20 protein-coding genes and 1 pseudogene are annotated in these 26,871 nt (G+C 61.1%); 12 read left to right on the top strand and 9 right to left on the bottom strand.

Going from position 1 to position 26,871, the window contains the following annotated elements:
• Window positions 1–233 precede the first annotated feature (233 nt).
• The 3 genes and pseudogenes from GGR39_RS15590 to GGR39_RS15580 all read left to right on the top strand — a co-directional run.
• A pseudogene (locus GGR39_RS15590) lies at window positions 234–1,043 on the top strand (TraB/TrbI/VirB10 family type IV secretion system protein); the annotation flags it as partial.
• A 1-nt stretch (window position 1,044) separates the two neighbouring features.
• The gene (locus GGR39_RS15585) at window positions 1,045–1,275 is read left to right on the top strand and encodes a DUF2274 domain-containing protein (protein ID WP_183618356.1); all 231 of its coding nucleotides are present in this window, start codon (window positions 1,045–1,047) and stop codon (window positions 1,273–1,275) included.
• On the top strand, window positions 1,272–1,505 hold the full coding sequence (locus tag GGR39_RS15580) for a helix-turn-helix domain-containing protein (protein ID WP_183618354.1): 234 nt from the start codon (window positions 1,272–1,274) through the stop codon (window positions 1,503–1,505). Before GGR39_RS15585 ends, GGR39_RS15580 begins: the two co-directional genes overlap by 4 nt.
• 61 nt (window positions 1,506–1,566) lie before the next feature.
• On the opposite strand, the gene GGR39_RS15575 is transcribed toward GGR39_RS15580, so the two are convergent.
• Window positions 1,567–2,796 (bottom strand): tyrosine-type recombinase/integrase, encoded by a 1,230-nt coding sequence (locus GGR39_RS15575; RefSeq protein ID WP_183618352.1) that lies wholly within the window; start codon window positions 2,794–2,796, stop codon window positions 1,567–1,569.
• Between the two features lie 780 nt (window positions 2,797–3,576).
• Between GGR39_RS15575 and GGR39_RS15570 the strand changes: the two genes are divergently transcribed.
• Window positions 3,577–5,142: a ComEC/Rec2 family competence protein gene (locus GGR39_RS15570; RefSeq protein ID WP_221226175.1), complete on the top strand. Its 1,566-nt coding sequence runs from the start codon at window positions 3,577–3,579 to the stop codon at window positions 5,140–5,142.
• Window positions 5,143–5,269: 127 nt separating this feature from the next.
• Window positions 5,270–5,545, top strand: a complete 276-nt coding sequence (locus GGR39_RS15565; protein WP_183618348.1) for a hypothetical protein — start codon at window positions 5,270–5,272, stop codon at window positions 5,543–5,545.
• Between the two features lie 463 nt (window positions 5,546–6,008).
• On the opposite strand, the gene GGR39_RS15560 is transcribed toward GGR39_RS15565, so the two are convergent.
• Window positions 6,009–6,950, bottom strand: coding sequence for an MBL fold metallo-hydrolase (locus tag GGR39_RS15560; RefSeq protein ID WP_183618346.1), 942 nt, complete (start codon window positions 6,948–6,950; stop codon window positions 6,009–6,011).
• 101 nt (window positions 6,951–7,051) lie between these two features.
• On the opposite strand from GGR39_RS15560, the gene GGR39_RS15555 reads away from it, so the two are divergent.
• The 4 genes from GGR39_RS15555 (at window position 7,052) to GGR39_RS15540 (ending at window position 11,315) form a co-directional block, all read left to right on the top strand.
• Window positions 7,052–7,963, top strand: coding sequence for a LysR family transcriptional regulator (locus GGR39_RS15555; RefSeq protein WP_183618344.1), 912 nt, complete (start codon window positions 7,052–7,054; stop codon window positions 7,961–7,963).
• A 237-nt stretch (window positions 7,964–8,200) separates the two neighbouring features.
• Window positions 8,201–8,395, top strand: a complete 195-nt coding sequence (locus tag GGR39_RS15550; RefSeq protein WP_183618342.1) for a DUF6961 family protein — start codon at window positions 8,201–8,203, stop codon at window positions 8,393–8,395.
• The gene (locus GGR39_RS15545; protein ID WP_221226174.1) at window positions 8,392–10,173 is read left to right on the top strand and encodes a class I SAM-dependent methyltransferase; all 1,782 of its coding nucleotides are present in this window, start codon (window positions 8,392–8,394) and stop codon (window positions 10,171–10,173) included. The genes GGR39_RS15550 and GGR39_RS15545 overlap by 4 nt, the downstream gene beginning before the upstream one ends.
• Entirely contained in the window at window positions 10,170–11,315 is a 1,146-nt protein-coding gene (locus tag GGR39_RS15540; protein ID WP_183618338.1) for an AlbA family DNA-binding domain-containing protein, read from the top strand. Before GGR39_RS15545 ends, GGR39_RS15540 begins: the two co-directional genes overlap by 4 nt.
• A gap of 142 nt (window positions 11,316–11,457) precedes the next feature.
• Here the strand turns inward: GGR39_RS15540 and GGR39_RS15535 are convergent, their stop codons facing one another.
• From GGR39_RS15535 to GGR39_RS15515, 5 genes are all read right to left on the bottom strand, one after another.
• Window positions 11,458–12,537, bottom strand: coding sequence for an SAVED domain-containing protein (locus GGR39_RS15535; RefSeq protein ID WP_221226173.1), 1,080 nt, complete (start codon window positions 12,535–12,537; stop codon window positions 11,458–11,460).
• Window positions 12,534–12,989: a Mov34/MPN/PAD-1 family protein gene (locus GGR39_RS15530; RefSeq protein ID WP_183618334.1), complete on the bottom strand. Its 456-nt coding sequence runs from the start codon at window positions 12,987–12,989 to the stop codon at window positions 12,534–12,536. The genes GGR39_RS15535 and GGR39_RS15530 overlap by 4 nt, the downstream gene beginning before the upstream one ends.
• Entirely contained in the window at window positions 12,979–14,697 is a 1,719-nt protein-coding gene (locus tag GGR39_RS15525; protein WP_183618332.1) for a ThiF family adenylyltransferase, read from the bottom strand. Before GGR39_RS15525 ends, GGR39_RS15530 begins: the two co-directional genes overlap by 11 nt.
• Window positions 14,694–15,899, bottom strand: coding sequence for a nucleotidyltransferase domain-containing protein (locus tag GGR39_RS15520; protein WP_183618330.1), 1,206 nt, complete (start codon window positions 15,897–15,899; stop codon window positions 14,694–14,696). Before GGR39_RS15520 ends, GGR39_RS15525 begins: the two co-directional genes overlap by 4 nt.
• Before the next feature lie 130 nt (window positions 15,900–16,029).
• A complete protein-coding gene (locus GGR39_RS15515) occupies window positions 16,030–19,983 on the bottom strand; it encodes an ATP-binding protein (protein WP_183618328.1) in 3,954 nt (1,317 codons plus the stop codon).
• Window positions 19,984–20,186: 203 nt separating this feature from the next.
• On the opposite strand from GGR39_RS15515, the gene GGR39_RS15510 reads away from it, so the two are divergent.
• The 3 genes from GGR39_RS15510 (at window position 20,187) to GGR39_RS15500 (ending at window position 23,000) form a co-directional block, all read left to right on the top strand.
• Window positions 20,187–21,398 carry a phospholipase D family protein gene (locus tag GGR39_RS15510; RefSeq protein WP_221226172.1) on the top strand — a complete coding sequence of 404 codons (1,212 nt, stop codon included), beginning with the start codon at window positions 20,187–20,189 and terminating at the stop codon, window positions 21,396–21,398.
• Window positions 21,398–21,925, top strand: a complete 528-nt coding sequence (locus tag GGR39_RS15505; RefSeq protein ID WP_183618324.1) for a GNAT family N-acetyltransferase — start codon at window positions 21,398–21,400, stop codon at window positions 21,923–21,925. The genes GGR39_RS15510 and GGR39_RS15505 overlap by 1 nt, the downstream gene beginning before the upstream one ends.
• 127 nt (window positions 21,926–22,052) lie before the next feature.
• The gene (locus GGR39_RS15500) at window positions 22,053–23,000 is read left to right on the top strand and encodes a hypothetical protein (protein ID WP_183618322.1); all 948 of its coding nucleotides are present in this window, start codon (window positions 22,053–22,055) and stop codon (window positions 22,998–23,000) included.
• A 183-nt stretch (window positions 23,001–23,183) separates the two neighbouring features.
• On the opposite strand, the gene GGR39_RS15495 is transcribed toward GGR39_RS15500, so the two are convergent.
• Entirely contained in the window at window positions 23,184–23,885 is a 702-nt protein-coding gene (locus tag GGR39_RS15495) for a DUF6118 family protein (RefSeq protein WP_183618320.1), read from the bottom strand.
• A gap of 9 nt (window positions 23,886–23,894) precedes the next feature.
• On the bottom strand, window positions 23,895–26,744 hold the full coding sequence (traA, locus tag GGR39_RS15490; protein WP_183618317.1) for a Ti-type conjugative transfer relaxase TraA: 2,850 nt from the start codon (window positions 26,742–26,744) through the stop codon (window positions 23,895–23,897).
• Window positions 26,745–26,871: the final 127 nt, after the last annotated feature.

Here is a 26,871-nt window from a genome sequence, read left to right as displayed (position 1 = left end):
CAAGCTGCTAATCGGACAAATTCTTATCGTGCTCGCGATCGTCATCGCGGGCATCTGGATCGCGACACAATGGGCAGCCGCGCAGCTTGCCTATCAACCTGAACTCGGTCCTCCGTGGTTCATCGCATTCGGCCTGCCGATCTATCGCCCATGGTCGATCTTCCCGTGGTGGTTCTCGTTCGACGCCTATGCGCCGATGATCTTCGACGAAGCAGGAGCGATCGCCGCGCTGGGCGGCTTCGTCGGCCCGGCAGCAGCGGCTTGCCGATCTCAAGGCCGCGAGGGAATCCGGCCTGATAGCGCAGACCGCGACCGCCCGTGGTGCGGTGGCCCCTATCGCGTTCGATGGCGCCGCTACGTTGGCCGACACGCCGGCCGCGAACTCGCCGCCGACGGGCACCCGGAAGGAACAGTTTGCCTCTGCTCGCGACACGGGCGGAGACATCAACTCAGGTGGACTGGTCGCACCCATGTCGCCCAGCAGCTTGCTTGCCGGGAGCGTGATCGCGGCGAGCCTCATCACCGGGCTCAATTCAGATCTGCCAGGCATGGTCACGGCGCAGGTGACGCAGAACGTGTTCGACACGGTGACGGGCAATATCCTGCTAGTGCCGCAGGGCGCCCGGCTGATCGGCAAATATAATTCCGTGGTCGCTTTCGGGCAGCGTCGGGCGCTGGTCATCTGGCAGCGGCTAATCCTGCCCGATGGTAGCGCGGTGCGGCTCGATAACATGCCGGCGACCGACGCCGGCGGCTATGCCGGTCTCGCTGACAAGGTGGATTTCCATACCTGGACGCTGCTCAAGGGTGTCGCGATCGCAACCTTGCTCGGAGTTGGTTCGGAGCTGTCGATCTCCGGCGAAAGCGATCTCGTGCAGGCGATCCGCGAGTCCGCCCAATCGAACACGTCACGCGCCGGCGACCAGATCACGCAAAGCAATCTGGACATTCAACCGACGATCACGATCCGGCCCGGCGTTCCGGTTAGAGTGCTCGTGACCCGGGATCTCATCCTCGCGCCGTGGCGCGGAAGGGCAAGCTGACATGGCGGACCTCAAACTTGGCAAGCTGCCTGATCGCACCCCGGTGAAGTTGACGATCACGATCACTCCCGACCTCCAGTCATCGTTGCAGGCTTACGCTTCCGTCTATGAGGCCGCCTACGGCGTCGAGGAGCCGGTGATCGATCTGATCCCCGCGATGTTGACGGCCTTCCTGGAAAGCGATCGGGCGTTCAATCAGTCGCGCGCAGCAGCCGCGAGGGCGGTGAAATGAGCGAACCCCCAGCGAGCGACCGCCGTTTGGTGCCAATAACCGTGCGTGTGGCAACGGCGGCGCGTATTACCAGCCTCAGCCGCTCACGCATCTATGAGCTAATTCAGTCAGGCGACATCGAAACCGTAAAAGTCGGTCGTGCCATGCTCGTCAAATATCGCAGCGTGCTGGCGCTCCTAGGAGAAGACACTCCACCGGCGGACCCTTATCTGCCGCCCACCCATCGCTGAAGCGCTATGCGCAGGGATCCGCGGGGCGCGATCGATGGTCGCGCCCCGCTGACTTGTCGGCCTATCCTGCGCTGCGACCGGCACCGAAGTCAGGACGCAGGATCTTGCCCGCGTTGCGGAGCTCATCGAGATGATCTGACCAATGTTGCATCATCCGGACGCGCTCGTCCCAATATTCTCCGCGGGTATACGCGCGTCGCACCGCGCTGGCGTCCAGGTGGGCGAGTTGCTTCTCGATCGCGTCCGGGTTCCAGATGCCCATTTCATTGAGCAGCGTTGCCGCCATGGCGCGGAAGCCATGCGCGGTCATTTCCTGCTGGCTGTAACCAAGGCGGCGCAGCGCCTGATTGATCGCATTTTCGGACATCGGCCGCTTCGGATTGCCCATGCATGGAAACAGGTAATCGCGGTGGCCAGTATGGTCCCGCAACTCCTCGATCAGTTCCAGCACCTGACGTGACAACGGGACGCGATGCGGTCGCCGCATCTTCATCCGCTCGGCTGACAGATACCACACGGCCTTGTCGCAATCGAACTCGCTCCACTGCGCTTGCCTCAGTTCGCCCGGCCGGACGAACAGGTGCGGTGAAAGCTTGAGCGCCATCAGCGTCACCATCTGACCCTCATAGCCATCGATGGCCCGGAGGAGCTTGCCGACCTGGACCGGGTTGGTGATGGCTGCCAGGTGCTTCACGCGGGGGGTGGCGATGGCGCCGCGAAGATCGGCGGCAACGTCCTTTTGGCATCGCACGGTAGCGACGCCGTACCGGAACACGCGGCTGAGTACGCTCCGCATGCGGCGGGCGCTTTCATAGCGCCCATCGGATTCGACCTTGCGAAGCACGGCCAACACCTCCTGTGGCGTGATATTTGCGATCGGGAGACTGCCGATTATCGGATAGGCCATGCCGAGGAGCCAACGGATCTTGCTTAGTGTGATCTCCGCGCGCCCCTCTCGCTCGCACTTCTGGACCCATTCATTGGCAACATCCTTGAAGGTGTTCGCAGCCGCCACCTTGGCGGCGACTCGCGCCCGCTTTTTCTCAACCGCCGGGTCGAGACCTGCGGCGATCCGGCGCCGCGCTTCGTCGCGTCGCTCTCTCGCATCGGCCAGTCCGACGTCCGGCCAAAGACCGAGGTGCAGCGTTTTCTGCTTGCCCAGATGTCGGAAGCTCAGTTTCCAGAGTTTGGAGCCGTTGGGCTGGACCGTGAGGAACAGCCCCTGGCCATCGGAGAGGTTGAATGGCTTCGCCGCGGGCTTGGCGGCGGTGATTCTAAGGTGAGACAGCATATCGATTTCCCAGCTAGGCCGGGTCGATCCACCACCAACAATAACACCAACAAATGTTGGTGTTGTCGCTGTATTCCGGTGGCTGTCGCCGGACGATTAGTCGGCGAATTTCCATCGAATTTTGCTGTAAAACCAGCCGCTTGCTGGACGCTCCCGGACTGTACCGGGAGCGTTTCTGGTGCCCAGAAGAGGAATCACACCTCTAGCGTATGATTTTGAAAGAAAAATCTAATACCTATTGAGACTACTTAATGACCACAACGGTGGCCCGCGAATACGCTTTCTGAAGCGGTTCGAGTCTCACAAGAGGTAGAACTGCTATTAACTTTCTCATAACAGATCATTGATTCCGGCTCAACCTGCCGCCGCTTCATTCATCCGACCGCAACCCTGGCCGGTGCGGCGGGATTGTCGCCCGGCGCGCATACCTGGCCAAAGTCGGCGCTCGACCCTAGTCAGTCATTCAGCCGCCAACTTCTGCTCGCCAGATGCAGACCTTCCGCTTTTCTGGCACCTCTGGTCTTCGCCATGGCTTCGACTTCAAGGTACTGCAAAGCAGGACGGATGACTGGCGCCGGACCGGAATTGCCGGTCCGGCGCGTGACGATTTGTTCTCGGTCGCAAGGCGTAACTACTAAAATAAGGGAGGATTTTTCCACTATTACAGGCAGATGGTCAGTGACATCTCTGAACGGATCATCCAACTCGCGATGGTTGAGGCGTCGATAGGGGGACAGGTTGTCGCTAAGCCGAAGTGAGATCGGGCTGATAAAGGGTCTATTGAGCCTTGGTTGTAGCCAGCAGGAAGTCATCGCGGCATTTTCGCATCCGTCGCGCACCATCCATCACAACCTGATCTCCGACATCGCCCGTGGTGTGCGATATGGTGACGAGGCCAAGTATCCTGTGACCAAGGTACCAGAGTTGCTTGAATTCATGTTCTGTGGTGGTTGGGAAAAGCGCCTGGATTGGATCGACAAATCCATCTGGTCCTGGCTTGATGATCCCTACCTACGCTTCCGCTATTCCTACCATCCGGTTGGGCAGGGCATCTTCTGTTCAGGGTTCATCACGCGCAAGGGGAAGGATCCATACCGCTGGGTCTTCGACTGCGGTACCGAACGCGGCAAGTCGAGTACGAAAAACGGGGACAGGGTACGCCGTGAAATCATGGCCCTGGCATCAGAGCAAGCCAGTCCCGGGTCCTCTGGAACCCGACCACGTCTGGATCTTGTTGCGCTTTCCCACTTCGACGAGGATCATCTCAGCGGGATGGTCGACTTGTTGAGAACATTTTCCGTCGACACATTCCTGCTTCCCTATCTGTCCCGCTGGGACAGCATCGTCGTCGCGCTGGAAGAGGGCGCGGGCGCGGGGAGTGATCTGCTCGGGTTCCTGCTTGATCCTTCTGGTTTCCTCAGGGGCATTGAGGGCGTGGAGATCGAGCGGATACTCATGGTTCCACCCACAGGAGAGGGGCCTGCAGCGGAACCGCTCCCACCTCCCGAAGACACTGATCCGGACGGCTCGTCATCTGGTTTCTCAGAGGTCGTGTGGAAAGCCGACCCGCTCAAAGAATACGAAGATCCCAATGCGATCGATGATAGTCTGGCAGGAGAGTTGCAGCCATCCTACGGTAATGTCGAGGTTCTGCGCCCTGGCCAGGTGATCACGGTTGATCGTGCCTGGGAGTTTGTGCCCTATAACGATGCCAGCCTTGCAGGTCTCGCTACGATCAAATTCAAGTCCGACGCGCAGGACCTGGCGGGGCAGCTTCTCGCTGCAAAAACCGATGCCGGCCGCAAGGCGGCGCTGGATGGGCTGACGACAATCTACGATGCCCAATTCAAGACGCCAAGATCGAAGAAGATCTCCGCTGAACGGCGCAACAAGATATCGCTTTTCCTTTACAGCGGGCCGATTGGCGACGTCGAACTGGAATGGGCGGCGCAGTATACCCTGCGTCACCGGCTCGATCCCGTGCGCAGCTCCGTTCCTGCAGAATGGCTCACGTCAGATCGGTTCGGGCAGATCTTCACCGGCGACGGCTACCTCAAGACAGCTAAACAGTGGCAAGGCTTCGAGGGCTTTTACAGACCTCATGGCCGTCTGCAGCGCGCCGGGTTTTTCCAGGTGATGCATCATGGATCGCGTGCCAACTGGCATAGCGGCATCGCGGCCAAGCTTTTGCCGTGGGCGAGCATTTTCTGTTCCGATCCAGCGGGCAAACTTGGGCATCCTGATGAGCCTGTGCTGATGGATTTTGCCCCTCACAATCCCAAACAGGTCGATGCCTTCCATGGCTGGTCGATCCGCGGCGCCTATAGGTTTCGTTCAAATGCATAGGCCAGAAGAGCTCGCAGCGTCGGCCGCGGCGCTGATTGGCTTTCTCGAAGTCAATCGTTCGACGCGGCGGATCCGGTTTCCGTTTGCATACTCCTACCCGCACAACTGCTGCGAAGGAGCCTCTCGGATGTTCAGTTACCTCATAGCTGAGAAGTACGGCCTTACTGCGGAGGTCATCAAGGGCACGAAGCCGCGCAAGAATGAGCATCACTTCTGGGTTAGATGCGACGGCCTTCTTTATGATCTGACCGCACATCAATTCTCTGGTCGCCGGCCGATCCTCGGTGTGGAACAGCACTCATTCTTCGAAACGTTTCCGGAGCAGGTTGTTTTGGAAAACCCGAGATTTATCGATCAGCGGCGGGTGCTCGAATTGTACCGCTCAGGTGCGATTGTCTTTTAAGGGGTTTTGTCGCAAATTCCGGCGATGCCCACTATGTCATCGAAAGGAATCCTCGCAGCGAGAACGCTCCGAGTTCAATGAGCAAGGCCCCGGGCCCAAAATCTAGCCGCGAAACTCCAACACATCGGACACAGCTGACGTCACACCTATAGCGCGCGCTCCGTGTTGAGATGATTGGCGTAAGTCATCCAAGCGGCGCAAATCGGTAGCTCGCCGTGAACGACCCTTTGCCGCCGTTCAGCACCCAATTTTACGCTCCCAGGTGCGGTCCGTCTCCTTTCCCATTCTGCACGCCCAAGACGGGCCGTTAGGCGAATGTCCGGTTCAGGTCCAGATTACGGGGATAGCTGCCACTGACCAAGGATGAGGCCCAAGGATAGGGCCCGCCGACCCTATTCGGAGGCGGGTTGACATTGTGCGTTGCGTTTCGAGCGTTTCCTTCATGTCCACACGATCAATCTGCTCAAGGCTGCGATGACCATGGCAGCGGTACCCAGGAATAGCCTTTCGTTTCCCGGGTGACGTGGCCGAGGCCCGGAAATGCGATATGCGCGCCGCCGACCAGGATGCCATTGGCAGCAGTTTCGGCAAGGATTGCCTCGCGCGTTGCCGCCGCCGCCTTGGGATCGACATCGTAGTGGATCGTCACGGCCGGATCGCGAAACTGCACTTCGGCCGAGTGGATGACATCGCCCGACAGCAGCAGCCGTTGGCCCTGGCTCTCGATTACATAGCCGCTCTGGCCGGGCGTATGGCCACGCAGCGGGATGGCGCGAACGCCTGGGAACAGCGTGGCGGGTGCGGTAAATGTCTTCAGGCGGCCCGCGACGACATAAGGCCCTACGGTCTTCTGCGATTGCCCGAATGTAGCCCGTCGCGCGACCGGCGCGGCGGCTTCCTGCGCCTTGCTCAGCCACAGGGCCGGATCGGCCGCATCGACATAGGCAGTAGCGTTTGGGAACAGGCGCTGCCCGGCGATCGACAGGCCGCCGGAATGGTCGCCATGGATGTGCGTCAGCAGGACCGTGTCAATGTCTTCAGGCGCATAACCAGCGCTGCGCAGATTGGCGACGAGGTGCCCCGCAACGCCGTTGCCGAACAGTTCGCCAGCGCCGGTATCGACCAAGATGCGATGCTCGCCGGTGTCGATCAGATAGCAATTGATCGATAGGCGCGCTGGCAATGCCTGATGCTGCGCCTGATAGCGCGCGCGGACCGTATCCGGATCGCTCATGATCGCGGGCAGATCGCGGTCGACCGCGCCGTCGGACAGCACCGTCACCCGGAAATCGCCAAGCTGCATGCGGTAATAGCCCGGCGCCTGCGGCCATGCCGGTGCATCCTGCGCGGATGCTGCCGTGGCGGCGAGCACCGCTGCTGCGATCAATGTCTTGCCGATGCTCATGTTCGTCTCCTTGCCAGCAGACAGATAGACGTAAATTCGGCGCGCGATTAGCGGGCTAATATGGTATTCAATGGACCGTTATCGGTCTAATAAGGTGCCTTATGTCTGCTGACGATACGCTAGCCTTTCTGGCGGTGGCGCAATTCGGGGGCTTCACCGCCGCCGCGACGCGCCTGCGGCAACCCAAAACCAACCTCGTCCGGCGCGTCCGCACGCTTGAGGAGAGGCTTGGCGTGCGGCTGTTCGATCGGACGACGCGCGCGCTGGCGCTGTCGGAGGCAGGTGCGGAATATCGCCGCCATCTGGGCGACTGGGGGCATATACTGGTGAGGGCAGAACAGGCCGTTCGGGATCTGCAGGGCGAGGCTGCGGGCTGGATCAGGATCAGCCTGCCCCATTCGCTGGCGACAGGCGTGATCGCGCCATTGCTGACCGCGTTCGGGGAACGTCATCCGCAGATCCGCTTCGACCTGATGCTGGATCATCGCTCGGCCGATCTGGTGGCGGACGATGTCGATATTGCCCTCAGGATGGGGCCGCTTCCCGACAGCACATTGATGGCGCGGAGACTCACCCGTTTTCCCAACCGCATCTATGCGGCGCCCGGATATGTCGAACGGCACGGCACCCCTCAAAGTCCGGCGGATCTGATGGGCCATGCCACGCTTGCCAACCGACTGGCGCAGCGCAAAGACGGCCATGCCTGGGGCCTGAGCGACGGCGGCGCGATCCGCGACTATCCGATCGCGCCGATCATGGTCGCCGATGACCCGTCCGCGCTATTGGAGGCGCTGGTGGCCGGCCGAGGGCTCATGCTGGCGACCGACGCGCTGGTCGCGCCGATCGCCAATGAAGGCCGCGCTATCCCTGTGCTGGATGGGTGGGCCGGGCGCACGCCGGAACTGCACGCCGTCTTCCCGACAGGTCGCGCGAAATTCCTGAAGATCCGACTGTTCGTCGATTTCCTTGTCGCGCATTTCGCCAGGTCGAGCGTATCCTCCACATCAGGATGAACGGTTGGCAGGTCCCGGGGTCTCGCCTCGTCAGGCAGAAAGACTGGAATGGGCGCGTAGACGCCTTTGCCGGCCTCGACCCATCTAAGCCGTTCAAAGAACAAATTTCGCTCCCCAGCAGCCGACCGTCTGCTAATCTGCCTGTGCGGATCGAAGACTCTGATTGTGAGGCTAACCGGGTGGTCCCCGTTACGCCTGCTATTGGCGCGCCCGAGAATCTGATAGCTTGGCGCGGCAATGATGACGCCGGACCAATTCCGCTGGGCCGAAGCCCTCGCGCTCGAGAATCTGTACGGCGATGCCGCGCTCCGCTTCGTCGCCGAGCGGATCCGCGCCTTGGCGCTCTCGGGTGATACGGCCGGGGTCGAGCGGCGGCGCCGGATTGCCGACCGGCTCGAGGCGCTCATGTACCGAACGAGTGCCCCAGCATGAACGCGAGCGAAGCGTCGATTGCTGTCTATGATGCGCAGGCAGCGGAGCTTGCCCAGCGCTACGATGATCCCGAACTAGTCCGCGTCCATGACCCGGTGCGTGGGCTTTTGCCCGAGACCGGGGATGGCAAGCTCGCGCTGGACATCGGCGCCGGATCCGGCCGCGACGCCGCTTGGCTGGCCGGCCTCGGCTATGAAGTGGTTGCGGTGGAACCAGCGAGTGCCATGCGCGCCGAAGCCATACGCCGGCACCCCGAGCTAAGCATACGCTGGCTCGACGATCGCCTGCCGGGTCTGGGCAAGGTCCATGGCCTCGGGCTCGCTTATGATCTAATCTTGGTGTCGGCGGTATGGCAGCATATCGCGCCAGTCGATCGCGCCCGCGCATTCCGCAAGCTCACCACGCTCATGAAGCCCGGCGGGCTTTTGCTCCTGTCGCTTCGCGAGGGAGAGGCGCCGCCGGACCGGCCCATGTTCGAGGTCAGCCTGGGCGAAGTCGAAGCGCTGGCGCGCTTCAACGGCGTGGAGGTGCTGCGCGCGACCCCCAGCGGCGATCGGATCGGTCGGGGTGACGTCAGCTGGACCCATGTCGCACTGCGGATGCCCGACGACGGCAGCGGCGCGCTGCCGCTGATCCGCGGCATCATCCTCGGCGACGACAAATCCTCGACCTACAAGCTGGCATTGCTCCGCGCGATCGCAAGGATCGCCGACATGGCGCCAGCCGCCGCCCGGCCGTCGGACACTGACGCCGATGCGGTGGAGGTGCCGCTGGGGCTCGTCGCGCTCAACTGGATCCGCATGTATGTGCCACTTGTGCGCGCGCAGCTACCGCAGGCACCGAAGAACAGCGGACCTGATGGGCTCGGCTTCGCCAAATTGGGGTTCCGTGCCCTGCTCGCCGATCAGGTCGCAGCGCTCGATCTCCGTCCCGGCGCGAGTTTCGTCAGTCCGCGCGGCGCAGCGGTCGCCGCCGCAATTGGCGAGGCGGCCACGACGATCAGCAATATGCCCGCCAACTTCATCCGCTATCCGGGCAGCGAGCAGCACATCTTCCGCGCGACCCGGACGCGGCCTCCACGCACCACCGACACCCTCACGCTGGACATCCAGACGCTTCGCTTATGGGGCAGTCTCACTGTTCCTGGCCATATCTGGCGCGCGCTCACCCGGCTCGGCGCGTGGATCGAGCCAGTGCTCGTAACCGAATGGGCGCGGTTGATGCGCGGCTATGGCGATCGCATGAAGCTGGCCATCCCGCACGGGCAGGCCGAGGCGGCGCTGGTGTGGGAAGAACCCTCACGCGATACAGCGCTCGGCCGCGCGGCGGCAGATCGCCTGCAACTGCAGGGCACGCCAATCGCCTGTGTCTGGTCCGGCGCGACGCTCAATCGCAGTCGGCTCGATATCGACCATTGCCTTCCGTGGTCGGCCTGGCCGTGCGGCGATCTCTGGAATCTTATGCCGAGCGATCGGCGGGTGAACCAGCATGAGAAGCGCGATCGTCTGCCCTCGCTCGCGACCATGGCTGATGCGCGAGGCGACATCCTCGCCTGGTGGCAGACCGCTTGGCTCGACGATGCCAGTCTCGGGCCGCGGTTCTTGCGCGAAGCTGCGACGGCGTTGCCGGTCGAGATTGATCCCAGCCTGGAGGACATCTACACTGCGCTCGAATGGCGGCGCCTGCGCCTACGGCAGGATCAGCAAGTTCCCGAATGGACTCGATTGCGCAGCCAAACACCTGCGCTCGCCGACACCGCCGGAGCCTCCCTGCCATGATACCGCGCAATTTCGAGGATATCGCCAAGAGCGATATTGAGGCGCTGATCGCGAACGGTGTCGCCGAGCGCCGTACACTCGAATTCAAGCGCCAACTGCCCAGCAATAGCGAGAAAGATCGCAAGGAATTCCTCGCCGACATAACCTCTTTCGCCAATGCGCAGGGCGGTGACATTCTGTTCGGCATCGATGCCCCCAAGGGTATTGCGACCACCATCGCCGGTCTCAGCAGCGAGGATCCCGACAAGGAAGTCCTGCGCTGGGAAGAGGTGCTCCTCGCCGGCGTCGAACCTCGCCTGCCCGGCATTCGGCTGCGCTGGATCGATTGCGGCGAAGCGGGCGGCGTGATGCTGGTCCGTGTGCCGGCCAGCACGATCGCCCCGCATCGAGTCATCCTCGCGCGCAGCAATCGCTTCTATGGTCGCAAAAGCAACGGCAAATATGAGATGGACACTCAGGAGCTGCGCGATGCCTTCACCGCCAGCGAAGCTCTGCCGACACGGCTCCGCGCGTTCCATCTCGAAGCCGTCGATGCAGCGCTGCGCGGCGATTTGCCGATCTTTCTCGGCAACGATCCGACCGCCATCGTATCGCTCATCCCGACTACCATCTTTCGCGAGACACGCGATCTCGATGTCACGCCTGAACATGCCCTCGCCCCGCACAAGCCGTCTGGTCATATGGAAGCAGTCCGGATGATCGAAGGGGTGCTGCTGCACACCAATCTCGGCGAACAGGGCGCGGTCAGGTCCTATGCGGTTACCCACCGAACTGGCCGCACCGACATGGTTTGGACGATCGGCCGTGTGGTCGACGAACTCAAGAAGACAGAGACGAAGCGGGTCTGGCCGAAGCGGTTCGAGGACGGGCTGCTCGACGCCGCGATCTCGGGCGCCTCCTGGCTCAACCACTACGGGATCGATGGCCCCTGGCTGGTGATGGCGACGATCACCGGCATCAAGGATTATCACCTCGTCGTCTCAAGCGAATATTGGTCGGATCCAGCCTGGCGAAATCAGGCGACGCTGCCGCCGCTGATGATCGCCCGGATGAACCGCGCCGCCCTGCTTCCGTTGCTCCGCAGCTTTTGGCTCGCTTTCGGACTTGAGCGGCCAGCTAGTCCTTTTGGCAGCGATAGCTAGGGGCGCAACGCTTCTCGACCATTCCCGCCCTTCAGAGCCCAAATTTTGTGACCCCAGTGCAGACGTTCCGCTTTTGTGATTGAGGATCGAAAATTTCGGGCCGACGGAGCGAGCACCATAGGGGATGCTTCGCGCAATCGCTTCATCGCTGCTCTAACTTTGGCTCGACCGTGCCTGCCACCGGCATCACCACCGCCCAAGGAAACTTCTTCGGATCCGCCTGCTCGAACTGGTTGACGGTCAGACGAGGAAGGTTGCGCTTATCGTACACGGTCCCCAAGCGCAGTGACAAACTGGCTGGCGAGGCCAGGAAGAGCGAGATGTCGGTGACGCCTTGGCGCGCGAGATCCATCACGGCGTCGAGGAACTGTTGCGCGAGCCTCTGCTGCTTCGTTTCCGACCAATGCGACGCTGTGGAGCGTCCCTCAAGGTCGAGCCGAACGACGGGTGCGGTTGGTTCGACGAGACGAACATCGGCATCCAGCACGTCGTAGGATGCCGAAACGCAGAGCGCCACGCGGGAAGATCCGACGGGGATACCGTCCATCCCGGTGAGGTTGAAGCTCAGGCTATCGTCATCATCATCCAAGGGCCGCCACGTCTTCTGCGTGCGGTCCCAGTCCATGAACAGCGTGTGGTGCTCATCATCGACGATTACGCCGAGAAGGAACAGCAGCGGTACGGGGGCAAGGCCGCCGAGGACGAAGGAGATGTCGGCCCGGTCAAGGCCGCCGACCCTACGGGCAATGTCATCGGGCAGACTGGTAAGATGCCGGAGTGCGCGATCGGGACTGACGATCTGACCGTCGATCAGACCCTGTCGGACATCTACGAGCACCAGATCACGTCGTCCTTTGAGGGAGATCGGCACCGCCTTGTCCAACGGCTCGCCGTTCCAGTCTCGCAAACCACGAGCCTCGATCACGATGACCTTATCCCGATTTTCACGACGGACATCGCGGATAATGAGGAATAGTCCGGTTGCCACGATACTCGCTGCCACGATGAACACGGCCCAGCTGAGTGCTGCGTCTCCCCCCGACGTATCCCAACTGAAAACAAATGGGCCATTCGCCGTCGGAACCGTGATGCCAACCGAAAGGCTGGCGAGGACGGCGACGAGGAGCGGGACGCCGACCTTGATGAGCGATGCCCCCGCAGATCGCCGCCGAAACACATACTCGATGAGCGATCGGAAGAAGAGGTTCAGCAGGTTCATCATTCCAGTATCTCGACGGCAGATGGCCCAAAGCCACGGCGGAAAAGGGTGCAAGAACAGACAAGGGAGTGGATGGATCCCAGTCTGACGATCAGCAATACGGCGAAATCGATGCCGCGCTCACCGTGGACGAGTTCCATCATCGCCCCGGCGTCTTGACGGCTCGGCGTGACGTCGAACGTGGGATGGGAATGCCACTCGCCCAGATAGTTGAAGCGGTCATATGCGTTCCCAGTCCGCTGGAAGAACGCATCGAGCGCCTCTGCATGCGCGGCGGGACTACGGACGAAATGGGCACTTCCGCCGGTCTCAGCGTCAATGGATGTCTCAACGATCCGGAAATGCCCGGGTTCGATTTGCTCGCCCATGAGGACACCGCCAATCTCACGCGGGCCAGCCAACTGGAGCGCGCTACGCAGCGTTGCCACGACATCTTCGGCAATCTCAACCCGCATCGGCCGCTGCGGGATCAAGGTCGGCGAGGAATTCTTCGAGCGCCTGGGCGGCGTCGGCATCCTTCACCGTCCCCCAGGCATCAGCTTCGCCCAGGTCTATCGGGCGCACATCGAATGGTGCTGAGAAGAGCCATTTCTCGCGAAGGCCGATCAGATAGGCGGGGTACGGAAAGATGGTTGCATCTGGCCGGGCAAGCAGGTCGATAGCAAAGCGCGTCAGATGTGACGCGATCACGGTGACGTCGGCGTCGTCCGCAATCAGCGGTGCGCCGGGACCGCTGGCGTCGGTATAGGGCTGTGACGAGCCATCGTCCGGCCACTCGACATTCTGCTCGCGATACCACCCTTCGATCCGCTGCCGTGCGGTAAGGGGAGTCGGGTCAATGTCGGGTTGAAGCCGCACGACGATTCCGCCAGCACCTCCGCCGAAGGCCTGCGCCCAGCACATGGGAATGCTGGCACGCCGCGCGATGGAGGCGCAAAGATTGAATGCCTTCGGATCGGCGGTGGCATCGACGATCAGGTCGCATTCTTCGATCGCGCTCAGGGTGGCAGCCGCCACTGCACCGCTCTCCTGGCCCCCTATCGAGATGGCCCACGGGCTGACCGTGCAGGCGGGATTTATCTCTTCGATGCGAAGGCTGAGTGCCACGGTTTTGTGGAACCCGACCGATCGCCAATCCAGCTCGTTGCGGACGAGGTTGCCGGACGCGAGGACATCACTATCGACAAGGACGAAGTCCGTGACCCCAGACCGGGCGAGCTGCACGGCGACCTTCGACCCGATCGAACCGCATCCGATGATGGCGACCTTGGCAGTCTTGAGCCGTTCGTACTCGGGGTCGAGCCGTTTGAAGTCCTTCTCCACGAAGATAGCGTCATAGGTGGCGATCGCACGCCCTTCGTCTTGTCCAGACACCAGCAGCGGGTAGATGCGCTTGCCATCGAATATGACCACGAAGGTCGGTTCCGAACTGCTTGCCAGGTCCATCGCTAACTCGGGAAGCGCACTCGACCACAATAGCGCTCGCAGATCGCTGAACGAGGTGCACACGCGGCCCTCGCCTTCCGGGATCCGTGCGACGATCGCATTGACGTTCCGGCATTCTCCGCCCCGTTTCTGCGTCTCGGACCAGACAGGTTCATCGGGAGGGCCGATGCGAGCGAGTTGGGCAGCTATCGTGACTACCGACTCCTGCTCCAGCACTTCGCCTTTCTCAACCTGCCCCTCCGCAAGGCCGGACAAGCCCGAAATAGTGTCAGGGGAGAAGAGCAGACGCCTGAATGATTGGCGTATCTGCTGGGCTCGAGAGGTTCGGTGCTCGGATGGGGCGGCTTCGCCGGTCTGATCCTCGGATGAGAGCAGCCGATGCGCGCTTTCGACCATCATCGCACCGGTGATGTCTGGCATCCAGTTGTCGGGACGATACTCGAGGCAGAGCTCGCCTTGCGATCCGTACTGATGGCCGGAAAGGCGTTTTCCGTCCCGAGGCAGGATCCACGGCGCGGCGTCGGGAAAGAGATCGGGATAGACGAGCGTCAGCGGTATTGTTCGGTCGCCGATCTGGACGTCGAAGTCGAAAGCGACCCGCATACCTTCGGCGAGCCGCTTGATGGGGTTGCTCAGCCAGGAGCTGCGTTCGGCAAGTTGGCCGAGCGCCCTTTGCTCCTGGATGGCCCGTTTGGTGTCTTCAGCCCACCAGTTCAAGCGAACCCCTTGGGCGAGGTCGGCTCGCGACGGGTGCTCGGGAAGGCAGGAGCGCTGGCTGCGCCCGCGCCAATGATGGCTGCGGACGCGGCCGGACGGAGCATGCTGCCGGAACTCGGACCCAACCGTGTCGCTGCCCTTTCGGCTGCGACACCCATGTGCGGCTTAACGGCTTCGACGATGCGGCGGCGGTCGACCTGCTGCCCGAGATACTCGAAATCACGCCGTGCTTGGGCTAGCCATTCGAAGAAGGCCTTTTCGCGTTCGGGATAGAGCGGCCATTTGTCGGCGAAGTTTTCCAGTGGGTCGGTAGGGTTACGGATGATGCGCACGTTGCCGTTGCGCTCGATGTACCGGTCCATACCCTCCAGAATCGTATAGAGGGCATCAGCAATGCGCTCCTCGCCATTGTAGGCATGGGAAGCGAGCGTGGTGATGATGACCGAGATTGGGCGCTCGTCGTATCGGCCAACGAACATCCCGTCGCGGTGGCGCTTCAGGATCATGATGGCCGACTGGAGGGGCGTCCTTACCCGATACTCAGGAATGTCTTCGACGCTTGCCTGGATCGCTTCCGCGACGAACTTGCGGCGCTGTTCGAAGATCGGCCCCATCCGCAGGCGGAACCATTCGGCGTAACCCTTAGGGTTCGAGCGCGGCCATTGGTTCGTTTGCTCATTGTAATTGGGCAAGCGGCGGTCGGTTATCGCGATTGCGGTCTCCGCCCATCGAGTGTCGTACCCGGCGGTTTCGAGCAGTGCCTTTTGCCGGGAAGAGTTCGGTACGGCGGGAACGATGTCCATGTGGAACTGGGCTTCATTGGCGTAGGGCAGCACCCAGCACCGGTTGCCCTCTTCGACAGACTTTACCATGGATTGCGACCGGTGATACGCCGTGATCTCGTCACCGACGAGATGCTTCAGCTGCCACTGGGTCAGGTGGCTGGTGCTGAGCAGGCGAAGGACGCAGACGGAGTCGACGTCGTACTCTTCTTCTTCGTTGAGCGGTCGGATCGCGGTGCCCAGCCGAAACGACCCTTGCACGTAGATCTCGGGATCGAACTGCAGCACCTTCGACGCGGGGCGATGCAACCAATCGCCGAGCGAAGCGTAGCTCTTGTTGGCCTGTTCGTAGCGAATGTCGCTGATCGCAAGCTCGTCGGCGAGCGCGGCAAGATAGTCTTCTGCAGTCTTCGTCGGCATGGAATGCGCCCCCTTCAATTCTATATTTATTCCCAAGCGCTTGTTTTCAACCTTCAGGCAGAAGAAAAGGTGAACAAAGTTGTGGGCGTGGCACCGTCAGCTGACTGAGGCGTTGCGCTCCGGTACCCGCTTACGAGGCGCAGACGACCCCCAGCACGAGGCGGGCATTCAGCATCACCGGCAGGTCCGGCGCCCCTTCGACTCGTTCAGTTGCGAGAGCTACCGAGGCTCCAAGACCCCCGATCGTTTCGAATTGGCGCAGATATGGCATGCTCCTAGATAGCGGGGCACCAATGCGCTTCAGAATGCTGTCGCCATCTTCCAGTGTAACCGCAACCATCTCACCTTCCATGGCATCGAGTTGATCTAGGGTCATAATCGCCCCCCCGAGAATAATCTGACCGGGCATGACGAGTGGGACGGCGCTTTCCTCGCGGACACGATATGCGACTTCCACCCGTCCAAGGGCGGGGTGCCCTTCAAGGAACGCGGCTTCTTCCCGTCCGTCTGGTGGAGGGACGTGAACGAACAAGGCCCCAACGACGCGATGCAGGTCAAGTTCGTGATTCTCGAAAGCTAGCGTCGGTCGGCCGCTGCGAGGATCTGTAGCTTCAGCGGCTAAGGAGTATCCTTCGCCGTTACGCGGGCGCAGTAGCCGACGGGCAAATGCCTGCGTTCCGCGGCGTCCAATAACCAGTTCGTGGTCGGCGGGTGCGGAAGGCGTTGCTTCCACGATCGCGATGTATCCGGCTGGGATTGTGAAGCCCATGGTGTCTTTGCGGATGTAGAACAGCGACTTGTCATCGAACCATTGGCTGGAGAGCATTTCCAAGCCGTCATCCTGATTGCCACCACTCGGAACGTGGCGGCTAAATGCTGCAATGTCCTGAACGATCGGGACGTTGAACGCTGGCGCGGTGACAACAGTCAGAGGCACGACGTTGTCCGGGAGAGTTTCCTGAAGCGGCTCCCTCCAGCGATAGCGGCGGAATTCTTCGTGGACGCGCTCGACTGCAGAGCGCAACCGCTTCAGGTCTGCATCGACGTTCTGCACGTCAATGTAGCTTAAGGCATCGGCGTCGCGGTGATGTGCCTGGTTGAGCACTCTTCGCGGTGCAGCGCCGTCGGCTAACGCCGGGTCTTCACAGAAACGCGAGAGGACCGGGCTTCTGAAGAGTTCGTTACTGCGGGCGGTGACCAATGAACGCAGCCGCCCTACCAGCGGCATTAGTGTCGGCGCGTCGGTGGGAGCCGAAAACGCGGGATAGGCGGGGTCATCGAACAGATCCCCGAGGCGTGCCTCAAGAAAAATCCGAGCCTGATTCGCGTAGTCCTGCGCGTGAGGCGCCGAGTCGGCATTGGCAACAAACTCGTTCCGCTTCCGATCTAAATCCTCGATAGCCAGCGACGTCTCGAGGGTACCGCGAGATGTGTGCACCGGATGGACGGCTCGGTGCTCGACGCGGTTGGAACCGCGTGCTTCGGCCACCAGAATGCGGCCGAAGCTTCGGTCATAGGTGGTCGCCAGAATCTGAGCGCCACCTTCGGCCAGCTTGTTCAAGGCGCGCGCCAAGCGCGCGCGGTTGTCATAATCGAGGAGATCTTGAGGGTCATCCAGGATCAAGAGCGACAGGCCGCCATCCGTCCGGAGAACATGCTCGCGAAATGCGAGATAGAACCCCACGAGCGATGCTCTGAGAGCCGAAGCGTTCGACACATGCTGAGCAGGCGCATGGACGCCATCGCGTCCAACCTGAATTGCGATAGCACCTTGTGGGGTCATGCCAGTTCGGTGTGGTTTGGGAGCTAAAGTCGTCGCGTTCTGGTAAATCGCGTTCCGCCAATATTCTGCCCGATGATGCAACCGGGCCTGCAAGCCTTCAACCTGCGCGGTAGCGAGACCGCCGATTGGGATGATCTCGTCGAGCGCCTCAACTGCGGTCCCGCAATCTTCAATCGCCTTCAGCTTGCGCTTGTGAGCGATCTGAGAGGTGGTCATTCGCTTCGATAGGTCGACCGCTGCGTTGATGGGCGCGACGCCTTTAACGATTGCATCTAGGCGCGTGAGTTCTGCTCGGAGGCCCGTCGCCTGGCCAACGGGGCCACCGGGGCCAGCGGTTTTGCCTCGGACCTCTTCAAGCGCAGCCACAAGTTCATCGCGATAGTCGGCCATCCAGTCGACAAATGCCAACGCTCGTATGAGGCGGTTCAACGTGCTGCTCAGCTTGGCTGCATGGGCTCCAACTCGGCTCGGCAGAACCCGCTGTGTCGGTTCCGCGAACGCGGGCAGGGTTCCCATCGCGTGATCGGTAAGCGTTCCCATCTTGCTTCGCAGCGAAGAGAGAACCCCTGTGAAACCCTCCGTGCTGAAGAGGTCGTCGAGCAACGCGGCGCGCAAAATCGCACTGGGAGATGCCGGCAGATCTTTTTGCAAATCACGCCGCAGGGCGTCGGGCAGATCCCGAGCCAGCTTGCCGGTCCAGGCCTCTGCCCATTGGGAAACGGTCTTGGACAGGATCTCACTATCCTGAGCTACTTGGCGAAGATGCTCTGCGACCAGACCACCTGTCTCCGGGTCGACAACCTCCGCGAGGGAATGGTGGCAGATAGCACAGTGATCATCATGCGCCTTGCCATGCTCGCGCATCCAGTCGGTGACGCGGGCATAGAGTTGAGTTCGGCGTTCAAGGACCGGGTTTGCGGATAGTTCCTCGAGTGTCCCCGCCTCTTCGAAAAGACGATCTATGAGGGAATTCACCTCTTGGCGGGCGTCGACCTCCAGTTTGAGAGCGGCCAATCGTTCCATTGAAGGCAATTGTGACAACCGGCGCACCTGCTCGAGTGCAGGGGCAATGCATTGTTCCAGGCTCTGTCGCTGTGTCGCATCCGAAGCGTCAAATGTATCGCCAAGGACGTCACGAGCATGCGCAAGTCCGTTAGCCTTCAAGTTCTCGAAATGCTGGCTCAACTCGGCGAATACCGTTGGGTCATCTGTGATTGCGGGGTGCGCACTGGCAGGCGCCATTTCTGGAAACTCTGCGACGCGCTGCTCGAGATCATTGCGATGCTGTCGATAATCAGCTTCGATCCGTTCCAACTCGCCTTTGCGCTCTTTGGTGATGTCCCCTGCGATTTTCGCTCTGGCGCGTGTGGCATGCTTTGCCAAGGCCACCAGATCGGAAAGGCCCGTCAGCTTGGCCACGGCTAGCCCCAACTCCGATGGATTCCCTATTTGAAGATAAGGCAGCAGACCGGGCATGGTGGTACCCAGAGTGAAGGCGATCGGATCGAGGCCCAAATCAGCCGCGTTGGGTCCGACCTCTTCCAGCTTGCCGTTCGTCTTTCGCGACTGCGTCCTCCGGATCGGTGGCAGGCGAGTTCCGTCTTCGAGTTCGAAAGTCAGTTCGACCCATGTATCGGCAGGAACGGTTTTTGCCGCAGCCGCAGGGGTCCAGTGTTGGACGCTTGGCAGCGGCGTCACGGCGCTAATCTTGTGCTGTGAAACCTCTTCCATCGCCCCCCGATCAATCTCGCAATCGAATTCGGCGTCACCGGCCTCGGGAAGTCGCTGGGGGCGGAGCAGCTTTCCGGTGAGACACCAGATCACCGAGTTCATAAGGCTTGTCTTGCCCGACCCGTTCCAGCCTTCGAAGATCGTGATGGGGCTGTTCGGCTCGAACACGAAATCCGTGCTTGGCTCATCTGCAGTGCCATACGCATGGAGGCCCGCAAATCTGTGAGCAACGATCTTCGCAAGTCGAAGAACCCGCCTTTCGTGATAAGCGGAGACGGCTGGGGCCGGTACCTGATCCGGATTCGCGCCGATACTCGTTATGATCGCTTCGCAGTCGGGCGTCATGACATTGCCCGCCCACTTAGCCGGTGCGGCCCGATACCAAGACAGTACTCCGCGAGCGGCATTGCTCTCAAGCGTCAGCCGGTGCCCCTCGTTTGTGGCGATTGGACGTCCGGAAACCAATTCTGCAAGAAGCAAATCCGTAGTGAGCAAGTGAAGTGCGCGCACGGGCGACAAACCCGTCAAATCGGTATCCGAATCAGACAATTTTGTGCCCCCAAATTCCAATGGAATGCGTAGCGTTCGATTAATTGCGCGTCATCCGGGAAGTCAATCAGAGGTCGCTATCAGCGGCTATCATCGGCGACGCTCGGCTGCGTCAGTATTGTCACCCATCCCCGTTTTGCCCAGTGCTACTTTTTAAAACCTATGCGGCTTGCCGGGCGGTCGCTACGTGTGACACCAAATAGAAAGTGAGCAAAAGGCGAAATATGCAGATATCTCTGGTGACCGCGACAGCAACGGCGCGAAAACTTTCAGCGCTCATCCGCAAGCATGGCAGAATTTCGATTGCGGTTGCCTGGGGCGGTATCACGGAGGTTGCAGAAGAGCTCCTTGCCCATAGCGAGAAATTTGAGTCCGTTCTCCTCGGTGTCGACTTCTCTGCAACCGAGGCCGCGCTCATCGACCGCCTCGTTGATGTTCCCAACGCCTATGTCGCGAAGAACCGCCGGGGCTGCTTCCATCCTAAAATATTTTACTTCGAGACGGGGGACAAGGCGGAGGCGATCGTCGGTAGTTCCAATTTCACAAAGGGCGGGCTGGGTCCGAATTTCGAGGCCGGCGTCCATGCGAAGGGAGCGAGCAGCAATCCCTTTTTCGTAGAGATCCGCAAACAAATCAAAGCGTACGCGCCGCTCCGCCTCGCCATTACGCCCGCGCTTGCCGACAGCTACAGACGCCAGGCCAAGGCAGCTGCCGGCAAGGCGAGGCCGAAGAGCCCTATTCTGCCGGACGATCGAAAGGAGTGGGCACGGGTCAACTCGCCGCTGGCCACAATGGAATGGCCCGAATTCGTGAAGCTGGCCCGTCGGGATGAGTATCATGACTTCAAGAAACGCATGAAGCTCGTGCGGGCCATCCAGCAGATCTTTTCGCGTACCCCTTCATTCGCGAATGTCTCGGCTGCCGAGGCCAAAGGCATCGCAGGTGTGCTCGGCAAGAATGAGGCTGAGGCCGAAGGTTTGGCTAATCTCGATTGGGGCTGGTTCGGCTCGATGGGAGGAGCCGGTACATTTGCTGAACTGATTGGCCTCGAAGACGGCGCTCTTGCTGCCGCGCTGGATGCGATCCCGCGCCGTGGCGACGTAACGGAGACCCAGTTCAACGATTATATCGCGGCCTTCACCGCCGCCTTTTCGAATTCCTCGCGTGTGGCGCGGCTCGCACCGGCAACCCGGTTGCTCGCCATGAAACGCCCCGATGCCTTCGTCTGCGTGAACGGAGGCAACACCCCGGGCCTCGCCGAGGCTCTCTCGTTCGCGCCGACGACAATCAAGCTCGAAAACTATTGGGCGCGCGTAATCGAGCCCATCAGGCAGGCGCCTTGGTACACGTCAGAGCGGCCCATCGGGCGTGACACCGAGCTCTGGGACGCGCGCGTAGCCATGCTCGACGCCATTTATTATCGACCGACCAAATGATGAGCGGAGAGCCCGAAGCCGGGAACCAACTCGCGCGCTGGTCCGGCAGCTTTGCTGATTTGAGTCTTTTCGACCAGTGTGCGGTCGCGGAACTCGTCAAAGGAGGCGGCGCCATTCAAGGCAGCGTCGAGGAAATCCTGCCGAGGCTTCGTCGGACCAGAATGATTACCGTTTTGCGCAAAGGTGAGGGAGGACGCATCATTGGCGTGGGCGCTCTCAAAGCACCGCTGCAGCACTATCGCCAAAGCCGGTTTGCCAATGCGGGCGCATCGATCGTTGGATTCGAGGAGGCGCCGGAACTTGGATATGTCGTCGTCCATAGCGATTGGCGCGGCCAGAGGCTCTCCGGCGATCTCGTCAAGGCGATTGCCGAAGCAACCCATGAGTCCGTTTTCGCCACGACCGACAGCAACACCATGCGCAACAACCTTACGCGGTCGGGCTTCATGAGGCTCGGAACAGACTGGCAGGGCAGCAAAGCCCCACTGTCGCTGTGGGTCCTCGATATGCGCCGCAGCCAATCTTGAAAGGTCGGTCCGCTTTCGTTCGACTGACAGGATTTGCGTTTCTCGGATCGCTACACGGCTCTCGACAGCAGCGAGTGCCCCAACGGCAATTCGCGAAAGCAGTCGCACGATGACAATGGGGAGAAGTATGAAGCTCGATGAAATTGACCTTGATAGCTACAATCGCATCCAACTCCCTTCACTCGGGAAGTGTATTTATTGTTATGACGATGAAAATAAGCGCACGGAGGAACATATAATTCCGTACGCAATTGGCGAAAACACTGTCAGCATTCTGGATGCCCGCTGTGATAATTGCCAGATCATCATTAATAAGTACGAGCAAGGCTTCCTAAGCAAGCAGATCGGTCCATTCAGGGGAGCTATCGGCGCGCCATCACGAACGCGAAAAAAGAAGAAGAGGCTGCAGGAGCACCATACGCATATGCGGTTCACGTTCACTGAGATCGACTGGACGGGAAAGTATATTCGGGACCTTGGCTATCGGTTGATCCCATTTACCCAGGCGCCTTTAGTCTTGCCGCTTTGGACCTCACCGCCGCCCACGATCCTTGGATTGCCGGTCAGAGCGGGTAGCGAAATGGGAGAGAGTTGGCTTTACCAAGAAAAGGACAAGCTTGCCGCTCTCGCTAAAGACGTGGGCACCGAGAAGGGCGCGTTCATCGTCAAGACGCAGACCGGAGTAGTGTCACGTGAACATACGCTGCGGTTCCTTGCCAAGACTGCGCATGCTTGGGCAGCCGCGCAGTTCGGCCTAGATGCCTTCGACCCGTTCCTCACCGATATCGTTCTCAACAAAGCCCACGATATGGAGCGCTATATCGGTAATGCGCCACCTTACATGTATGAAAATATGCCTGAGCTCGGGAAATTGGTGGAAGGCGAAGGACACATATTCCGGATTGTTGGGGGTCGTGAAACGATTGGTGACATGTCTGACTGTTTATTCACTCTTATCCAGCTGTATCCGATGGTAAACAGTCCTGTGCACCTTATTGTGGTCGGAAAGGTCAAGCCAGGCTTTGATATGGATGCCAGGATGCTTGAGCGGCATGGTGTAGAGGCGCTAGCCTGACCAATGAAGGGGGGAGGGAGCGTCCCGCCCCCGAATGTCGGATTTTCTTGATTCGATGCTCCGAAGCCGACAGTCGCGAAAGTCCCAAGACGCGACATAAGCGCGCTCTCCAGCTTAAATTCTCAGCTTCGCGATCGCAGAGCTTCACCTGCGCAAATATTAACCAAAATACTTCTGAGCAGATCACCTAGCTTTCGCCACATCCGAGCGAATACGGCAAGTGATTCCTTTCGCATTATCATATCCCCGTTGGAGGCAATCTGAGAACTTGGCACGCTCCTTTTCCGGCAATTGCAGAAATAGAGCTACGCCTTCCCATCGCGTCGGGTCGTAAATCTGCATCAGCCGCTCGCCGGCAGACCAGCCCTCGCGGTTCATAGCTTGCACGGCAGTCTGTTCCCGCCACAGCCAACTGTCCGGCACGACGTCCAGCGCCACGCGAGGCACCACGAACATCAGCATCGCGCCAACCACGATGCCTATTCCCATGCAAACCAAGAGCCACCGATCCTGTTTCGCAGCTTCCCGTGCAGAATAGACGACTTCCCGGATCGAGTTGACCTCGACGCTGAGTTGTTGGCGCGCCTGTCCCCAAGTTGCCTGCTCAGCCTTCCGCGCGGTGTTCGCGGCCTCGTCGATCTGGCCAGCGATCCTTTCCGGGGTCAAAGCCATCGCCGGGCGGCGACTGAGGATGTTGATCCCTTCTCCCAGCCGTTCGATGCGTTCTTCTATCTGAGCCAGATCCTTGCTGTAGTCGCGCTCCTGCAGGTCGTCGAAGCGCATGGCGAAGCCGTCGATCGCCGCTGACATTCCGGCAAGACGGCGGTTCATCGCCTCGAAAGCCTCTGTTGCATCAAGCTCGGCTGGTGGGTCGGGTTCGGTCATGCACAAAGCCTAACGTTCAAGGCCACGCGAGCGCGAGCGGCCGATCCAGTCCTGGATGTCCCGAGACAAGCTGCTTCCCTCCCGGGGCTTGAAGCCCAGCTCATGAGACCTCATGCGAAGCCGGGATTCCAGTTCCGGGTCGCGATGGAAGCTCTTTGACAGGTAGTCGATTCGCTCTGCGGCCCGGTCGGCGCCGAGATGATCGCCCATTTTCTGCAGCCGCAATAACTGGCGGGTGCGGGTCTGCCATTCTTCAACGAAGCGATCGGCGCGCTGATCGGCCGAGATACGGATTTCGCTTTCCAACTGCATCGCCTGGATGGCGCGAGCGCTTTTCCCTTTGGCCGCTTCGTCCATCAGCGACGGGTCCCTGCGCATGGCTGCATAGGCATCCTGAGCGCCATCCGGCCGCTGGGCATCGAGGTCGCGCCTTGCCCGTTCGATGGCCTGCCTCTGGCTGACGATCGGATTAAGGCCCCTATCTTGCATACGCTCGATGTCGCGCACGGCGCGGGCATAGCGCGCAACAGCCGCGTCGAGAGGGCTGGCGTGAGGAGGCGTCGGCTCCGGCTGCGACTTGAACCGCAGCCCCGCGAAGGGATTGCGCCGTGTCTGCGGTTCGCGCTCTGGCGTCGGTGCAATTTCAGGCTTCGACACAGGTGCAGTCTCGCGCTCGTAATCCGACGCCATGTCCTTGCCCCGCTCGCGACTTAGCGCGCGCACGAGCCGATCCCGATCGGCAAAGTCATCCTGCCCGTAATGGAGGTCGACACTATCCCGATGCCGCGAAAGCGCGACATACGCGGCGTGCCGATCGAGCCCCGGCGTTGCCAGCACATGGACGCTGTTCACCGTCATGCCCTGGGCCTTGTGGACCGTCGCCGCGTAGCCGTGATCGACATGGGCATAGTCCTTGAGCTCGAAGGCGACCGAGCGCCCGTCATCGGTCCGCACCTGCATGGCGGTCTTGCTGACATGTTCGACCGTGCCGAGCGTACCGTTCTTCACCGCCAGGCTGCGCTCGTTCTTCAAGAACATTACGCGATCGCCGGAGGCAAAGCTGCGCTCGCCGCGCTCGACCATAATCCCCACATCCTGCCCAAGCATCTGCGCTCCCCGCAGGCGCGTACGCGCCGCATCGTTGATTTCTTTCACCTCGTCATTGGTATGGGTGAGGATGATGCGGCTGGCATCGGGCCGGGCTTGTCGTTCCCTGTCCCAGCGATCGATGAGGGCTGTGCGCGCCTGCTCGCGCGTCTCGGCGACATGGACATGCCCGGCCTGCTCGTAGGCTGCCAGCGCTTCGCCGGTACGCCCGGTGGCGAGCTGCCGCGTGGCATCGCGCTGCCATTCGGCGGACTGGCGCCGAATCGTGGTGATCTCGACCGCGCCGTGGCGCTCTGCGATCGAGCGGAACGCGGCACCCGCCTCGATCGCCTGCAGCTGTTCGGGATCGCCGACCAGTACCACCTTGGCGCCGCGCCTTTCCGCCTCGCGCATTACGCGCTCCATCTGCCGCGTGCCGATCATGCCGGCCTCGTCAATGACGAGGACGAATTTGTCTGTCAGCAGTTCGCGGCCCTGGCCCCATTGATGCTCAAGACTGGCGATCGTGCGCGAGGCAATCCCGGAGCCGGTCTCGAGGTTCTCGGCGGCGATGCCGGATAAGGCCGCGCCGCGCACCTCGTAACCGGCCGCGTCCCAGGCATCGCGCGCCACACCCAGCATCGCGCTCTTTCCGGTTCCGGCATAGCCGATGACATTGCTGATCCCGCGCGCATCGGTCACATGCTCGAGCGCACCGCGCTGCTCGGGTGAGAGAACCATCCCGCGTGCTTCAGCCCGGCCCAGCGCCAGATCGCGATGCCGGTCGAGCAGGCCATGATGGCGCCGGGCCTCAAGCGTCGCGGTCTGGCGCTCGAGGTGCTGTTCGGTTTCCAGCATCGCGCGCGACGTGAAGCGGTCCTCGCCGCGCCCGTCCTTCCCCAGCTTCACCATCTCGGGCGAGGACTTCACCGCTTCCATCACCTGATCGAATTGATCCTTGCCGTCGCTGTGCCGGTGGACGAACATCGCGAGGTCACGGTTGGTGAAGGTCGACTGCTGGTGGGTGATCGCCTCAAGCGCGATGTTGGGGTTGGCGAGAATGCGCGTTCCATTAGCGCGGGCGATGGCGTGGTGCTCGTCGAACCGCTCGCTCTTCAGCCCCTGGCCGACCATACGCGCAGCGGCCGGGCCGATCTTGTGCTGCGGCTCCAGTGCGATCCCCTGCGCTTCCAGCGAGCGATGATCGACACGCGCGTCAATATCGAGCTGTGCCAGCCGTTCGTTAACATGTTCCGCCCAGGCTTCGCGCCAATGGGTGAGGAGCTCGGTGCGGTTCCAGTCGCGGACCTTGGCGCCAAAGCCTTCCTCGGTCACTTTGCGAAGCCCAAGCATTACATGGGCATGGGGCTTGGGGCTGCCATCCTCGCCGATATCCCAGTGCACATTCAGATCGGCAACCATGCCGCGCGCCACAAATTCGCGCTCGACGAAGTCACGCGCAAGCGCGATCCCGTCGGCCTGGCTCATCTCGCGGGGGATGGCGAACTCGACTTCCCGCGCCAGCTGGGCATCCTTGCGCTTCTCCACCGCCTCGACGTCGTTCCACAGTTGCTCGCGGTCGCGCCATTGCTCGGGCGCGCCATCGGGCAGCAGGATCTCGGAATGAACGACGCCGGCCTTGTTGGAAAAGTCATGGGCACGGTCGAGCCGCTGATCGTGCAGCCGCGAGGCCGAACGATAGGCGGCCGCTGCCACGGCGGAGGAGCCGCCCGCGCGCGAGATGACTTTGGCCGAGAAGTGGTAGACCGCCATGACGACCTACCAATTACCCCTGAAAGCGCACGTCGGCACGACGTATAAGCGCGCCCTCGAACGATTTCATCTGCCTCGGGATCACGAAGGCTCAGAAGGCTTCGCCCTATTGAGAGGGCGTCATCAT

The organism is Novosphingobium fluoreni (assembly GCF_014196615.1).
GTDB classification, from domain to species: Bacteria; Pseudomonadota; Alphaproteobacteria; order Sphingomonadales; family Sphingomonadaceae; genus Novosphingobium; species Novosphingobium fluoreni.
Note: the sequence above shows the minus strand (reverse complement) of the source record. Positions and strands in the feature narration are given on the sequence as shown.

Excerpts from the sequence above, each read along its gene's own strand:
- GGR39_RS15585 (WP_183618356.1), top strand. The coding sequence starts at position 1,045 with ATGGCGGACCTCAAACTTGGCAAGCTGCCTGATCGCACCCCGGTGAAG.
- GGR39_RS15580 (WP_183618354.1), top strand. The coding sequence starts at position 1,272 with ATGAGCGAACCCCCAGCGAGCGACCGCCGTTTGGTGCCAATAACCGTG.
- GGR39_RS15575 (WP_183618352.1), bottom strand. The coding sequence starts at position 2,796 with ATGCTGTCTCACCTTAGAATCACCGCCGCCAAGCCCGCGGCGAAGCCA.
- GGR39_RS15565 (WP_183618348.1), top strand. The coding sequence starts at position 5,270 with ATGTTCAGTTACCTCATAGCTGAGAAGTACGGCCTTACTGCGGAGGTC.
- GGR39_RS15560 (WP_183618346.1), bottom strand. The coding sequence starts at position 6,950 with ATGAGCATCGGCAAGACATTGATCGCAGCAGCGGTGCTCGCCGCCACG.
- GGR39_RS15555 (WP_183618344.1), top strand. The coding sequence starts at position 7,052 with ATGTCTGCTGACGATACGCTAGCCTTTCTGGCGGTGGCGCAATTCGGG.
- GGR39_RS15550 (WP_183618342.1), top strand. The coding sequence starts at position 8,201 with ATGATGACGCCGGACCAATTCCGCTGGGCCGAAGCCCTCGCGCTCGAG.
- GGR39_RS15545 (WP_221226174.1), top strand. The coding sequence starts at position 8,392 with ATGAACGCGAGCGAAGCGTCGATTGCTGTCTATGATGCGCAGGCAGCG.
- GGR39_RS15540 (WP_183618338.1), top strand. The coding sequence starts at position 10,170 with ATGATACCGCGCAATTTCGAGGATATCGCCAAGAGCGATATTGAGGCG.
- GGR39_RS15535 (WP_221226173.1), bottom strand. The coding sequence starts at position 12,537 with ATGATGAACCTGCTGAACCTCTTCTTCCGATCGCTCATCGAGTATGTG.
- GGR39_RS15530 (WP_183618334.1), bottom strand. The coding sequence starts at position 12,989 with ATGCGGGTTGAGATTGCCGAAGATGTCGTGGCAACGCTGCGTAGCGCG.
- GGR39_RS15520 (WP_183618330.1), bottom strand. The coding sequence starts at position 15,899 with ATGCCGACGAAGACTGCAGAAGACTATCTTGCCGCGCTCGCCGACGAG.
- GGR39_RS15510 (WP_221226172.1), top strand. The coding sequence starts at position 20,187 with ATGCAGATATCTCTGGTGACCGCGACAGCAACGGCGCGAAAACTTTCA.
- GGR39_RS15505 (WP_183618324.1), top strand. The coding sequence starts at position 21,398 with ATGAGCGGAGAGCCCGAAGCCGGGAACCAACTCGCGCGCTGGTCCGGC.
- GGR39_RS15500 (WP_183618322.1), top strand. The coding sequence starts at position 22,053 with ATGAAGCTCGATGAAATTGACCTTGATAGCTACAATCGCATCCAACTC.
- GGR39_RS15495 (WP_183618320.1), bottom strand. The coding sequence starts at position 23,885 with ATGACCGAACCCGACCCACCAGCCGAGCTTGATGCAACAGAGGCTTTC.
- traA (WP_183618317.1), bottom strand. The coding sequence starts at position 26,744 with ATGGCGGTCTACCACTTCTCGGCCAAAGTCATCTCGCGCGCGGGCGGC.